The sequence below is a fragment of the Streptomyces sp. NPDC049837 genome (assembly GCF_040674455.1).
In the GTDB taxonomy this organism is placed as follows: domain Bacteria; phylum Actinomycetota; class Actinomycetes; order Streptomycetales; family Streptomycetaceae; genus Streptomyces.
Genome location: NZ_JBFAMP010000003.1, coordinates 142136 through 155320 on the forward strand (window position 1 = coordinate 142136; position 13185 = coordinate 155320).

Sequence of the window (13185 nt, forward strand, 5' to 3'; positions counted from 1 at the left end):
CGGGCGGCGGCGGCCGACGGGGAGTCAGCCACCCGGGCCGGGGTGGACCCCGCGGCGAGGCGGGTGACCGGGAAGGGGTGAGGACATCAGGGCGGGGCGTTTCCGTCGCCCCGCCCTGGGCACTCTCCCCCTCATACGTCGATTCGGGTCTATCTCGACCATCCCCGCCCGACACGTCCCGCACAGCCGGACAGCACTCGCCGCATTCCGGGACACTCTGCACGTTCTGTGCATTTGTGGTGCCCGGGGAAAGGACGCGCTGCCATGTCGGAGACCGCATCCACCGCCCGGGCCCCGGTCGCCCTGCTCCCCTCCCTGGTGCCGCTGCTCCACGAATGGCTGCCGCGCCAGCGCTGGTTCGCCGGGAAGGGGCGCCCCGTCACGGGGTTCTCCCTCGTCTCGGCGACCGAACTGCTCCCGCTCGACACCACCGGACCGGGGCTGCTGCACCTGCTCGTGCGGGTCCAGCAGCCCGGCCTCAACACCGCCGCCCAGGGCGACTGCTACCAACTTCTGCTGGGCGTCCGGAACAGCCTGCCGCCCCAGCTCGCGCCCGCACTGATCGGGCACGTCCCGGACGGCCCGCTCGCCGGGCGCACGATCTACGAGGGACTCAGCGACCCACGGCTCGCCACGCTCCTGCTGGAACGGTTGCGCACCCCCGGCCCCATGGGTCCGCTGCGGTTCTCCCGGACCGTCGCCATCCCGGACGGGCTCACGCCCCGGGTGCTGGACGCGGAGCAGTCCAACTCCTCGCTCGTGTACGGCGATTCGTACATCCTGAAGGTCTTCCGCCGGGTCTACCCGGGCGCCAACCCGGACCTGGAGCTGCCTCTCGCGCTCGCCCGCGCCGGCTGCACCCGGGTCCCCGCGCCCGTCGCCTGGTACGAGACCGGCAACGGCCGCCCGGAGGCCAGCACCCTGGGCGTGCTCCAGCCCTACCTGCGCGGCTCCCAGGACGGCTGGCAGCTCGCCCTGGACGCGCTCGGCGCCGGGCGGGGCTTCACCACCGAGGCCCGCGCGCTGGGCCGGGCCACCGCCGAGGTGCACACCGCGCTGGCCGACGCACTGCCCACGGTCGCGCTGGGCCGCCCGCAGACCGAGAACCTGGTCCACGGGATGAGCCGCCGCCTGGACGCCGCCGCGCAGGCGGTGCCCGCGCTGATGCCGTACGTCCCCGGGCTGCGCGCCGCGTTCGAGGCGGTCGGCGATCTGCGGTCGGGCAGCAAGCTGTGGCGGGCCCAGCGGGTCCACGGCGACCTGCACCTGGGCCAGACCCTGCGGACGAACGACGGCGACTGGTCGGTGATCGACTTCGAGGGTGAGCCCGCGAAGCCGCTCGCCGAGCGCCGCCGCCCCCAGCCCCCGGTGCGCGACGTGGCCGGGATGCTGCGCTCCTTCGACTACGCGGCCCGCTCCTACCGTCCCTGGAACCCCGACTGGGCGGAGCGGTGCCACGACGCGTACTGCACCGGGTACGCCGAGGCATCGGGCACCGACCCGCGCGCCGAGCCCGCGCTGCTGCGCGCGTACGAGACGGACAAGGCCGTGTACGAGGTCGTGTACGAGGCCCGGCACCGCCCCGACTGGCTCCCGGTACCGATGGCGGCCATCCGCCGCCTGGCCGCGCAGGCCACCACCCCGTGATGTGAACGCCCTTGAGGAGGCCCTCCCCCGTGACCCCCCGTCGTCCCACCCGCAACCCGGCCGCACCGGCCGCCAAGAAGGCCCCGGCCACGCCGGCGGCCACCAAGAAGACGCCCGTCGGGGACGCCACCGCCCTCCCCGCGCCGCCGCCCGGCGCCACGCCCAAGCCCCGCGCGGGCGGCGCCACCACCGCCGGCGCCCCACCGCTCGACCCCGCCGACCGGGGCCGGCTGCTCGCCGGTGAGCACCACGACCCGCACGGCCTGCTGGGCGCCCACCCGGTGGACGGCGGCGTCGCCGTCCGGGCGCTGCGCCCGTGCGCGAGCAGCGTGGCCGTGCTGGTGGACGGGGCGCGCACCGAGCTGCACGACGACGGTGACGGGCTGTTCTCGACCGTGCTGCCGCTGCCGGAGGTCCCGGCGTACCGGCTCCAGGTCGCCTACGACTCCGGCGTCCTGGAGGTGGAGGACCCGTACCGCTTCCTGCCGTCGCTCGGCGAGCTGGACCTGTACCTGATCGGGGAGGGCCGGCACGAGGAGCTGTGGAAGGCGCTCGGCGCCCACCCGATGACCCACCAGGGCGTCACCGGCACCCGCTTCACGGTGTGGGCGCCCAACGCGCGCGGGGTGCGCCTGGTCGGCGAGTTCAACTACTGGGACGCGGGCACCGGGCTGCCCATGCGGTCGCTGGGCCGCAGCGGCGTGTGGGAGCTGTTCGTGCCCGGCATGGGCGAGGGCACGCTCTACAAGTTCGCCGTCACCGGGCCGGACGGCCACTGTTCGCTGCGCGCCGACCCGATGGCCCGCCGCGCCCAGTGCCCGCCGGAGACGGCGTCGATCGTCACGGCCTCGCACTACGAGTGGCAGGACGCCGACTGGATGGCGCACCGGGGAGACCGGCCCGTCCACGAAGCCCCCTTCTCGGTGTACGAGGTGCACCTGCCCTCCTGGCGGCCCGGGCTGACGTACCGGGAGCTGGCGGAGCAGTTGCCCGCGTACGTCAAGGACCTCGGCTTCACGCACATCGAGCTGATGCCGGTCGCCGAGCACCCCTACAGCCCGTCCTGGGGCTACCAGGTCACCTCCTACTACGCGCCCACGGCCCGCCTGGGCACGCCCGACGACTTCAAGTACTTCGTCGACGCCTGCCACCGTGCCGGGATCGGCGTCCTCGTCGACTGGGTGCCCGCCCACTTCCCCAAGGACGACTGGGCGCTCGCCCGGTTCGACGGCACGCCGCTGTACGAGCACCCCGACCCGCGGCGCGCCGAGCACCCCGACTGGGGCACCCTGGAATTCGACTACGGCCGCACGGAGGTCCGTAACTTCCTCGTGGCGAACGCCGTCTACTGGTGCGAGGAGTTCCACATCGACGGCCTGCGCGTCGACGCGGTAGCCTCGATGCTGTACCTGGACTACTCGCGCGAGGGCGGCGACTGGGCGCCGAACGAGCACGGCGGGCGGGAGAACTTCGACGCGGTCGCCTTCCTCCAGGAGATGAACGCCACGGTCTACCGCCGCTGCCCCGGCGTGGTGACCATCGCCGAGGAGTCCACGGCCTGGGAGGGCGTCACGCGCCCCACCGACCACGGCGGCCTGGGCTTCGGCCTGAAGTGGAACATGGGCTGGATGCACGACTCGCTGGTGTACGTCTCCAAGGAGCCGGTGCACCGCAAGTACCACCACAACGAGATGACCTTCTCGATGGTGTACGCGTACAGCGAGAACTACGTCCTGCCCATCTCGCACGACGAGGTGGTGCACGGCAAGCAGGCGCTGGTGTCGAAGATGCCGGGCGACTGGTGGCAGCGGCGCGCCAACCAGCGCGCCTACCTGGGCTTCATGTGGGCGCACCCCGGTAAGCAACTGCTGTTCATGGGGCAGGAGTTCGCCCAGGGGGCGGAGTGGTCCGAGGCGCACGGCCCGGAGTGGTGGCTGACCGAGGACGACTACCACTCGGCGGGCGACCACCGGGCCATGCGGGACCTGGTGCGCGACCTCAACGCGGTGTACGCGGTCACACCGGCGCTGTGGGAGCGGGACACCGTTCCGGAGGGGTTCCAGTGGTCCCTGGGTGACGCCGCCGAGGACAACGTCTTCGCCTTCCTCCGGTACGACGCCCAGGGGTCGCCGCTGCTGTCGGTGAGCAACTTCTCCCCCGTGGTGCGCCACGAGTACCGGCTGTGGGTCCCGGATCGGATCCCGGCCTGGGCGGAGGTCCTCAACACCGACGCGGCGGAGTACGGCGGCAGTGGCGTGCACAACACCGATCCGGCGAAGCCGGAGGGCGGGTACGTCCGGCTGACGCTGCCGCCGCTGGCGACGGTGTGGCTGAAGCCGGTGTGATCCGGGTGCGGGGAGGCCGGCCGCCACGGCCGGCCTCCTCCGCGCGTGCGCCCCTCAGCCGGTGACGCGCACGATCCCCAGCCGCTGGGTGGCGCGGGTCAGCGCCACGTACAGGTCGTTGACGCCGTGCGGCCCGCCGGACCGGATGGCGTCCGGGTCGGCGACGATCACCGTGTCGAACTCCAGGCCCTTGGCCTGCCGCGGCTCCAGCAGGACGACCGGCCGGGTGAGGTCGGGGTCCGGGCCGTGCGCGGCGTCGGGCAGCGCGGCGGCCAGCGCCGCGTGGTGCGTCGCCGGGGCGATGACGGCGAGCCGGCCCTCGGCGGGCGCCTCGCGGCGTACGGCGCCGGCGACCTCGCCGGGCAGGTCGTCCGTGGTCCGCTCCCAGGGCGCCACGCCCGTGGAGCGCACCGAGCGCGGCGGGGTGAAGTCCGGGTCCTCGGCCCGGCGCACCGCCGCCGCGACCTCCATGATCTCGGCGGGCGTCCGGTAGTTGACGCCCAGGCGGACGTGGTCGAAGCGGTCGCCGACGTACGGGCCGAGGATCTCCTGCCAGGAGCCGCAGCCGGCCGCGTCGCCGGTCTGGGCCGGGTCGCCGACGAGCGTCATCGAGCGGGTCGGGACGCGGCGCATGAGCAGCCGCCACGCCATGGCGGACAGCTCCTGCGCCTCGTCGACGATGACGTGCCCGAACGCCCAGGTGCGGTCGGCGGCGGCGCGTTCGGCGGCGCTGCGGTGGTCGGCCTCCTCGTGGCGCTCGGCGAACCGTTCGGCGTCGATGATGTCGTGGGCGCCGAGCACCTCGGACTCCTCGTCCTCGAACTCGTACGTCCGCGAGGCGTAGGAGACGTCCAGCACGCCCTGCGCGTAGGCGACACGGGCGCTGCGCTCGCGCTCGGCGGCGGCGCGCTCGGCGGTGTCGTCGTGCCCGAGCAGCTCGGCCGCCTCGTCCAGGAGGGGTACGTCGGCCTCGGTCCACGGGCCTTCGCTCCGGCGGACGAACTCGGCCTCACCGTCGGGGAGGTAGCCGTCCGGCTCGGCGAGGAAGGCGGTGACGAGCGCCTGCGGGGTGAGCGTGGGCCACAGCTCCTCGATCGCGGCGTGGACGCGGGGGCTCGCGGCGATCTCCTTGCGCATCTGGGTGATGTCGGAGCGGTCGAGGAGGTTGGGGCCGCCGAAGGGGTCGGCGCCGAGCCGTTCGGCGAGCTGGTCGGTGAGCGCGTCGATGATCCGGAACGCGAAGCGCGGGCGGGCGAGGTTGTGCGGCAGGCCGGTGGAGCGGGCGTCCCAGCGGGCGTCCTCGGCCATGTTCCGGTCCAGCAGCAGGGTGCCGTAGTCGTCGTGGTCGATCTCGATCGGCGCGTGGGTGGGCGGCACGGTCTGCCGGTCGCGCAGGACCCGGGCGAGGACGTCGGCCATGGCCGCGCGGCCCTTGATCTCGGCGGCCTCGGGGGTGTCGGTGCCGGTGGCGCGGACGCCGGGGAACAGCTCGCCCATGGTGGCCAGCAGCACTCCGGTCTCCCCGAGCGCGGGCAGGACTTCGCCGATGTAGCCGAGGAAGGCGGGGTTGGGGCCGACGATGAGGACGGCGCGCCGGGCCAACTGCTCGCGGTGCGCGTAGAGCAGGTAGGCGGCGCGGTGCAGGGCGACGGCGGTCTTGCCGGTGCCGGGGCCGCCCTCGACGACCAGGACGCCCTGGTGCGGGGCGCGGATGATGCGGTCCTGCTCGGCCTGGATGGTCTGCACGATGTCGTGCATACGCCCGGTGCGGGCGGCGTCGAGTGCGGCGAGCAGCACCTCGTCGGCGTCGGGGCTCTCGTGCCCGGTGCGGGTGGTGTCGGTGAGGTCCAGGATCTCGTCGTGCAGGGCGGTGACGTCACGCCCCTTGGTGGTGATGTGACGCCGTCGGCGCAGCCCCATCGGCTCGTACCCGGTGGCGAGGTAGAACGGCCGGGCGATCTCGGCGCGCCAGTCCACGACGAGGGGGGTGCGTTCCTCGTCGTCCTCACGGATTCCGATGCGCCCGATGTGGTGGTCACGCCCGTCGCGGAATTCGAGCCGCCCGAAACACAGCCCGTTCTCTCCCGCGTCGAACGCCGCCAGCAGTCCGGACTGCTCGGCGACCAGCACATCGCGCTCCAGCCGCGCCTGGAACCCGGTGCCCACGTCCTTGAGGGCGGCGCGGACGGCGGTTTCCGCCTGGTCGCGCAGGTGGTCGAGTCGCGCGTAGAGCTCATTGATGAATTGCTGCTCTTTCCGATATTCCTCGGTTGACAATCCGACTCCTGACGCGATACAGTGCGTTTATTGAACTTCCGCGTGCGGCTTGCCATGTCCGCATACGAAACGTCAAATATACGCGAAGAAACACCCCGGCCGTCAATTCGGACCGGGGTGTTTTTTATGTGCGCGAGGCGGGTCAGGCGGGCAGGACGTCCTCCAGTTCCTGGAGCAGGCGACGCTTGGCGCGGGCGCCGACCATTGACCGCACCGGCTCGCCCGCGCGGAAGACCATCAGCGTGGGCGTCGACAGCACCCCGTAGCGCACCGTGGTCTCCGGGTTCCGGTCGACGTCGATCTGCACCACCTTCAGCCGGTCCGCCTCCTCGGCGGCGAGGGCCCCCAGCACCGGCGCCAGTTGGCGGCACGGGCCGCACCAGTCGGCGGTGAACTTCACCAGGACCGGGCGGTCGGCCGCCAGGACCTCGGTGTCGAAGTCCGCGTCGGTCACATTCCTCACGGGGTGCCTCACAGGGTGCCTCCGAATTCGCAAGCGGGTGCGGGTGTTGCGGTCGCCAGTGCCAGCCGGGCGGCGACCTCGGCGCGTACCGAGCGGAGCTGCCCGATCAGGCCGTCCAGCTCGTCGAGCTTGCGCCGGTAGACGTCCAGCGAGGCCGGGCAGGCGTCGCCGGCCGGGTGACCGGCGCGCAGGCAGTCGACGAACGGCCGGGTCTCCTCCAGCTCGAACCCGAAGTCCTGAAGGGTCCGGATCTGCTGGAGCAGCCGCAGGTCGTCCTCGTCGTACGTGCGGTAGCCGTTCTCCGTCCGCCGGGCGCGCAGCAGGCCCCGGGACTCGTAGTAGCGCAGGGTCCTCGTGGTCGTACCCGCGCGCCTCGCCAGCTCGCCGATTCGCATGCGTCGACGGTAGGGGTTGACGTGGACGTCAAGGCAAGGACGTCAGGGCAGGAGGGGTTTGCGGGCCACCGGGGACGACAACACGATCGACGTCGTGGTGCGGCCGAGCGCCGACGTCTGCTCCAGGACGTCCTCCAGGTGGACGGTGTCCGTGACCGCCACCCTGAGGATCCAGCAGTCCTCCCCCACCACGTGGTGGGCCTCCAGGATCTCGGGCCGGGCGAGCAGCTCCAGGGTCCTCGGGTGCTTGAAGGTGTACCCGCCGTGCGGGTTGACCCGGATGAACGCCTGGATGCCGTACCCGAGCCGGGCGGGGGACACATGGGCGCCGTAGCCGGTGATGGCGCCGCACGACTCCAGGCGGCGGACCCGCTCGGCGACGGCCGCCGGGCTGAGCCGGACACGGCGGCCGAGCTCGCTGAGCTTGATCCGGCCGTCGGTCTGGACCAGCTCCAGGATCTGCCGGTCGACGGGGTCGAAAACGGGCGCCGATGTTTCGTTGGTGGCGGGACGCAGATGCCGTTGTTCTTTCGGCGCGGCGGCCGTATCTCCCATGGTTCCCCCTTCAGGCTGCGGCCCGTCAACGTAACACTGGAGCGCATGCTTCGAATATGCGTGATCGGCGGGAGCCGGTATTTCGGAAAGCGCCTCATTCAGCGGCTGCTGACATCGGGTCATGAGGTGACCGTCGTCAATCGCGGTTCTTCCACCCCGCCCGCCGGGGCCTTTCACGTCGTCGCCGACCGGGACGACGAACGGGCCCTGCGGACGGCGCTCGGCTCGCGGGCCTTCGACGTCGTCATCGACCAGGTCTGCTACACCCCGCGCCAGGCGGACATCGCCCGGCGCGTTCTCGGGCCGCGCACCCGGCGCTATGTGATGACGTCGACCGTCGAGGTGTACGAGTACGAGGACTCCGCCTCGCCCGTACGGGAGGAAGCCGTCGACCCGCGCACGGTGGCCGTGGACCTGGACGCGGAGCTGCCGTACGGGGAGGGCAAGCGGCAGGCCGAGGCCGTCTTCGCGCGGGACTCGGCCCTGCCGTTCACGGCCGTGCGCGTCGCCCACGTCCTGGGCGGCGCCGACGACTTCACCGGGCGCCTGACGCATTACGCGGACCGGATACGGGAGGGGCGGCCCATCGCCGTACCGCCCGTGAACCATCCGGCGACCTATGTGTACGTGGAGGAGATCGCCGACTTCCTGGCGTGGGCGGCCGAACGGGAATTCACCGGTCCCGTGAACGCCGCGTCGAACGGCTCCCTGACGACCGGGGACATCTGCGCCGCCGTCGAAACGCGGACCGGCGGGAAGGCCGTGTTCCAGGAGGTGGAGGTGGGCGAGGTGTCCCCGTTCTCCTTCCGGCGCTCGTACGCCATGGACAACGCGCGCGCCACGGCGCTCGGTTACACCTTCCGGCACACTTCCGACTGGCTGGACCGGGCCGTCGGCGAGACTCTCGGAGGCCAGGCGTGAGGTACGTCGGAGGCATCGGGGTGGGGGCCGTCGGGCTCGGCGCCATGCCCCTGTCCATCGAGGGCCGGCCCGGCGAGGCGCGTGCCCTCGCGACCGTCCACGCCGCGCTCGACGCGGGTGTCTCGCTGATCGACACCGCCGACTCCTACCACGCGCCCGGCGGCGGCGCGCCGGGCGACGGTGAACTGCTGGTCGCCCGCGCCCTCGCGACGTACGGCGGCGGCGTACGCGACCGCGTGCTGGTCGCCACCAAGGGCGGCCGGGGCCGCACCCCGGACGGCGGCTGGACCGTCAACGGCGACCCCGGCCACCTGCGGCGCGCCGCCGAGGCGTCGGCGAGGCGACTGGGCGGCGACGCGATCGGGCTGTACCAGTTGCACAAGCCGGACCCGGCCGTACCGTACGCCGAGTCGCTGGGCGCGCTGCGCGACCTGCTCGACGCGGGCACCATCCGCACGGCCGGCGTCTCGAACGTGGACGTGGCGCAGATCCGCCTCGCCCGCGAGGTCCTGGGCGACCGGCTGGTCTCCGTCCAGAACCGCTGGTCCCCCGCCGTCCGGGACAGCGAGCCCGAGTTGCGGCTCTGCACCGAGCTGGGGCTGGCGTTCCTGCCGTGGAGCCCGCTCGGCGGGATCTCGCGCAGCTCGCTCGACGGCGCGTCCGCCCAGGAGGCGGACCCCCGCTTCGGCGCCTTCCACCAGGTGGCGCGGGAACGGGGGGTCAGCCCGCAGCGGGTGGCCCTGGCGTGGGCGCTGGCCCGCTCGCCGGTGGTCGTCCCCATCCCGGGCGCGAGCCGCCCCGAGACGGCCCGCGACTCGGCCGCGGCGGCGGGACTGGTCCTGGACGAGCGGGAGCTGGCGCTGCTCGGCCCGTGACGTGCGGCCCCCCGGCGGCACGTCACGGGCCCAGCCGTGCGGGGGTTCAGACGAGCTCGGGTTCGCGGGCGGCCTCGGGCTCCGCTTCCGTGCGCGCCTTCCGGCCCGGCAGGAGGACCGCCACCAGCACCGTGCCCACGGCGAGGATCGCCGCGCCGACGAGGCTGGTGTGGGCGACCGCGTCGGAGAAGGCCGAGCCGACCGCGTCGGCCATCCGGCGGGCGCCCTCGGCGAGTTGGGCGCCCTGCTGCGGGTTGGCGGCGTGGGCGGCCTGTTCGCCGATGCCGTGGGCGACGGCGTACCCGGCGCCGACCGAGTCCTGGGCAGTGGCGAGGGCCGAGGCGGGAAGGCCGCTGCCCTCGGTGGCGTCGGCGAGGTGCGAGGAGTACGAGGACGCCAGCACCGAGCCGAGCAGGGCGATGCCGAGCGAGCCGCCGAGCTCCAGGGAGGTGTCGTTGACGGCGCCGCCGACGCCCAGCTCCGACTCGGGGAACGCGCCCATGATCGCGTCGGTGCACGGGGAGAGCGCGAGGCCGATCGCGACGCCCAGGATGACGAGCGGGGCGACGAGGTCCCCGTACCCCGAACCGGCGTCGACCCGGGTGAGGAGCGCGAGCGCGACCGTACCGGCGGCCATGCCCGCCGTGACCGTGACCTTCATGCCGAGGCGCGGGGTGAGGAACCCGGTCAGCGCCGAGCCGGCGAAGACGGCGCCGGCGAGCGGGAGCATCCGGACGCCCGTGTCGAGCGGGTCGTACCCGAGCACGAACTGGAGGTGCTGGGTGAGGTAGTAGAAGGCGCCGAAGACGGCGAGGAAGAAGAGCGCGACGGCCAGGTTGGAGCCGGCGAAGCCGCGGTTCAGGAAGCGGCGGACGTCCAGCACCGGGCGCGGGTGGCGCAGTTCCCAGGCGACGAAGGCGACCAGTCCGGCACCCGCGACGACCGCCGCGCCGACGGCCTTGGCGTCCCAGCCGAAGTGCGGGCCCTGGATGATCATGTAGACGAGCGCGCCGGTCCAGACGACGGACAGCAGCCCGCCGACGTAGTCGATACGCCCGTGCCGGGCCGCCTTCGACGGCGGTACGAGGGTGAAGGCGCCGACGATCGCGAGCGCGGCTACGGGGACGTTGATCAGGAACGTGGACGCCCAGCCGTGGTTCTCCAGGAGCGCGCCCGCGACCAGCGGTCCGGCGGCGATGGCGAGACCGGCGGTGGCGGTCCACAGGACGATGGCCTTGGCGCGCTCGGCGCGCGGGAAGGTCGCGGCGAGCAGCGACAGCGTGGCGGGCATGATCATCGCCGCGCCGACGCCCATCACGGCCCGGGCGGCTATGACGCCGGTGGAGGAGTCGACGAGCGATCCGGCGACCGAGCCGGCGCCGAAGACCAGGAGCCCGAGGACGAGGGCGCCGCGCCGGCTGTACTTGTCGCCGATCGCGCCGAGCAGCAGCATCAGCGCGGCGTAGGGGACGGTGTAGCCGTCGATGACCCACTGGAGGTCGGAGCTGGTCAGCCCGAGGTCCTGGGTCATGTCGGGGGCGGCGACGGTGAGGGCGGTGTTCGCCATCACGATGATCAGCAGGCTCAGGCAGAGCACGAGCAGGGCCCACCAGCGCCGTGGGTAGGGCCGCTCCATCCGCTCGACCGGCTCCTTCAGCACGAGACGCATGGCCCGATCCGTCCTTTCCTCTGCCCAATCTTGCACAGCGATGTGCAATTACACATCACTGTGCAAGTTACGCCACTGCACAGCCATGTGCAAAATGAGCGGGTGACCTCATCAGGACGAGCCGACGCGAACCGGCGCCGCATCGAGCAGGTGGCCCTCACCGAGCTGCTGCGCGACCCCGACGCGTCCATGGACCAGATCGCCCGCGCGGCGGGCGTCGTACGCCGAACCGTGTACGGGCACTTCCCCAGCCGCGAGGCACTGATCGCCGCGCTCGTGGACAGCGCGGTCGAATCGGTGGCCCACGCGCACGCGAGCGGCCGCGAGGGCGTGGACGACCCGGCGGAGGCGCTGGCCCGGGCGACGCTCGCGGTCTGGGAGATCGCCGACCGCTACCGGCTGCTGGTCTCCCTCGCCCAGCGCAGCGTCACCATGGAGGGCATCCGGGCCCGGCTCACCCCGGTGCGCGAGGCCTGCGCGGCGGTGCTCCAACGCGGGCTGGACGAGGGCGTGTTCACCTCGCCGCTGCCGGCCGCCGCCCTCGCATACGTACACGAACAGGTGCTGTTCGGGCTGATGGAGGCCGTGAACGCGGGGGCGCTGGCGGCGGACCGGGCCGGGCGGTCCGCCGCGGTGACGATGCTGATCTCGGCCGGGGTTCCGGCCGGACGTGCGGAGGAACTGGTGGAGTCCCTGCCCGGGCCTACCGGTTGAGCCCCGGCAGGCGTTCCCCAGGGCCTACCGGCTGAGCCCCGGCAGGGCGGCCTCGGCCACCTTGCCCGCCCGCTCGCGCTGCGGGAAGTCGCCGACCTTCACGCGGGCGACCTCCTTGGCCGTGCGGTAGTCGACGACCGAGACCTCGTCGCGGTTGGAGAGCGTGACGAAGCAGTGCGTGCCACCGGGCGCGGTCAGGGACCAGTAGGGCAGGGCGCCGGGCTCGTAGTGGACGAAGCCGTCGGTGGTCAGGCCGGGGCGGGAGACGACGGCGGTGTAGTCGTCGATGGTCCCGGCCATGCAGAGCTTGTCGTTCGTGCCGTTCATGGCCATGCCGTGGTGGGCGGAGTTCTGCGGGTAGTCGTCGGGCTTCAGGGCCGCGCCCGCCGCGCTGAACGGCATCTCGACCGTCCGCAGGGTCCGCCCGGCCTCCAAGTCGTACTCGATGAAGCCGTTGAGGTAGGAGAGCTGGGCGTACATCGTCTTCCCGTCCGGCGTGATCACCGCCGGGCGGACGCCCTTGTCGAAGGTGTACGTCCGCAGCACCTTCAGCGTGCGGGCGTCGGCGACGGTGACCTGCTTGGCACCCTTGAGAGCGTTGAGGGCCTTGGGCAGGGAGGTGACGCCGATGGACATGTTGTAGAGGCGGCCGCCGTCCGCCGAGTACATGTTCTCGTGCGGGTAGGTGCCGGTCGCGAACTCCCCGGTGATCCGGCCGGTGGCGGTGTCCAGGGCCTGGGCCTTGGCGGCCGTGATGGCGGAGACGACGAAGGTGCGGCCGTCCGGGGAGAGGGCGGCGTGGTCGGCCTTGAAGCCGTCCAGGTGCGTACGCCAGAGCTGGCGGCCGGAGGCGATGTCGTACGCGGCGGCGTCGCCGAGGTTGCCGCGCGAGACGTACAGGGTGCGGCCGTCGGCCGAGAGGTGGGCGTCGTCGACGAACTTGTCGCCGCCCGCCTGCTGTTTGACCACCTCGTAGGCGGCACGGCGGATGGGGTCCATGCCGGCGAGGATCGCGTCGAGGTCGGGGACGACGTCGAGGGAGCCGAGGTTCTCGTACGTACGGGAATCGATGAAGCTGACCGTGCCGTCGGCGCTGTTGCCGACGACGACGACATCGCGCAACGCCTCGCTCTCCGTGGCGGAGGACGCGGTCACCGAGCCGAGGGCCAGTGTGAGGGTCAGGGCGAGCAGTGCGGGAAGACGTGACATGGGGGATCCCTTCATGCACATGCCAGAAGCCCCTACGATGACACGTTCCGGTTACCGGCGGTACGGCCAGGAAACGCGGAACCGCGCGGGAGTCGCCCTCCCGCGCGGTTCGCTT

General features: G+C 72.8%; 11 protein-coding genes. 5 read left to right on the forward strand and 6 right to left on the reverse strand.

Annotated elements, in window-relative coordinates:
- The first annotated feature begins 264 nt into the window (after nt 1-264).
- Together AB0J57_RS08575 and glgB are read left to right on the forward strand one after the other, a co-directional pair.
- Nucleotides 265-1647, forward strand: coding sequence for a maltokinase (locus tag AB0J57_RS08575; RefSeq protein WP_366127282.1), 1383 nt, complete (start codon nt 265-267; stop codon nt 1645-1647).
- 29 nt (nt 1648-1676) lie between these two features.
- Nucleotides 1677-3992, forward strand: coding sequence for a 1,4-alpha-glucan branching enzyme (gene glgB / locus AB0J57_RS08580; protein ID WP_366127283.1), 2316 nt, complete (start codon nt 1677-1679; stop codon nt 3990-3992).
- Between the two features lie 54 nt (nt 3993-4046).
- Here the strand turns inward: glgB and AB0J57_RS08585 are convergent, their stop codons facing one another.
- The 4 genes from AB0J57_RS08585 to AB0J57_RS08600 all read right to left on the reverse strand — a co-directional run bounded on the left by AB0J57_RS08585 (nt 4047) and on the right by AB0J57_RS08600 (nt 7682).
- Entirely contained in the window at nt 4047-6269 is a 2223-nt protein-coding gene (locus AB0J57_RS08585) for a UvrD-helicase domain-containing protein (protein WP_366127284.1), read from the reverse strand.
- 142 nt (nt 6270-6411) lie between these two features.
- Nucleotides 6412-6732: a thioredoxin gene (gene trxA / locus AB0J57_RS08590; protein ID WP_366127285.1), complete on the reverse strand. Its 321-nt coding sequence runs from the start codon at nt 6730-6732 to the stop codon at nt 6412-6414.
- 8 nt (nt 6733-6740) lie between these two features.
- The gene (locus AB0J57_RS08595; RefSeq protein WP_366127286.1) at nt 6741-7127 is read right to left on the reverse strand and encodes a MerR family transcriptional regulator; all 387 of its coding nucleotides are present in this window, start codon (nt 7125-7127) and stop codon (nt 6741-6743) included.
- Nucleotides 7128-7169: 42 nt separating this feature from the next.
- Entirely contained in the window at nt 7170-7682 is a 513-nt protein-coding gene (locus AB0J57_RS08600; RefSeq protein ID WP_366127287.1) for an Lrp/AsnC family transcriptional regulator, read from the reverse strand.
- A gap of 45 nt (nt 7683-7727) precedes the next feature.
- Between AB0J57_RS08600 and AB0J57_RS08605 the strand changes: the two genes are divergently transcribed.
- Nucleotides 7728-8603: an NAD-dependent epimerase/dehydratase family protein gene (locus AB0J57_RS08605; protein ID WP_366127288.1), complete on the forward strand. Its 876-nt coding sequence runs from the start codon at nt 7728-7730 to the stop codon at nt 8601-8603.
- Nucleotides 8600-9478 carry an aldo/keto reductase gene (locus AB0J57_RS08610; protein WP_366127289.1) on the forward strand — a complete coding sequence of 293 codons (879 nt, stop codon included), beginning with the start codon at nt 8600-8602 and terminating at the stop codon, nt 9476-9478. The genes AB0J57_RS08605 and AB0J57_RS08610 overlap by 4 nt, the downstream gene beginning before the upstream one ends.
- Before the next feature lie 46 nt (nt 9479-9524).
- Here the strand turns inward: AB0J57_RS08610 and AB0J57_RS08615 are convergent, their stop codons facing one another.
- A complete protein-coding gene (locus AB0J57_RS08615; RefSeq protein ID WP_366127290.1) occupies nt 9525-11147 on the reverse strand; it encodes an MFS transporter in 1623 nt (540 codons plus the stop codon).
- Nucleotides 11148-11249: 102 nt separating this feature from the next.
- Here AB0J57_RS08615 and AB0J57_RS08620 point away from each other — a divergent pair, with 102 nt between their 5' ends.
- Nucleotides 11250-11861, forward strand: a complete 612-nt coding sequence (locus AB0J57_RS08620; protein WP_366127291.1) for a TetR/AcrR family transcriptional regulator — start codon at nt 11250-11252, stop codon at nt 11859-11861.
- 24 nt (nt 11862-11885) lie between these two features.
- On the opposite strand, the gene AB0J57_RS08625 is transcribed toward AB0J57_RS08620, so the two are convergent.
- Nucleotides 11886-13070, reverse strand: coding sequence for a PQQ-binding-like beta-propeller repeat protein (locus tag AB0J57_RS08625; protein ID WP_366127292.1), 1185 nt, complete (start codon nt 13068-13070; stop codon nt 11886-11888).
- Between the last annotated feature and the right edge of the window lie 115 nt (nt 13071-13185).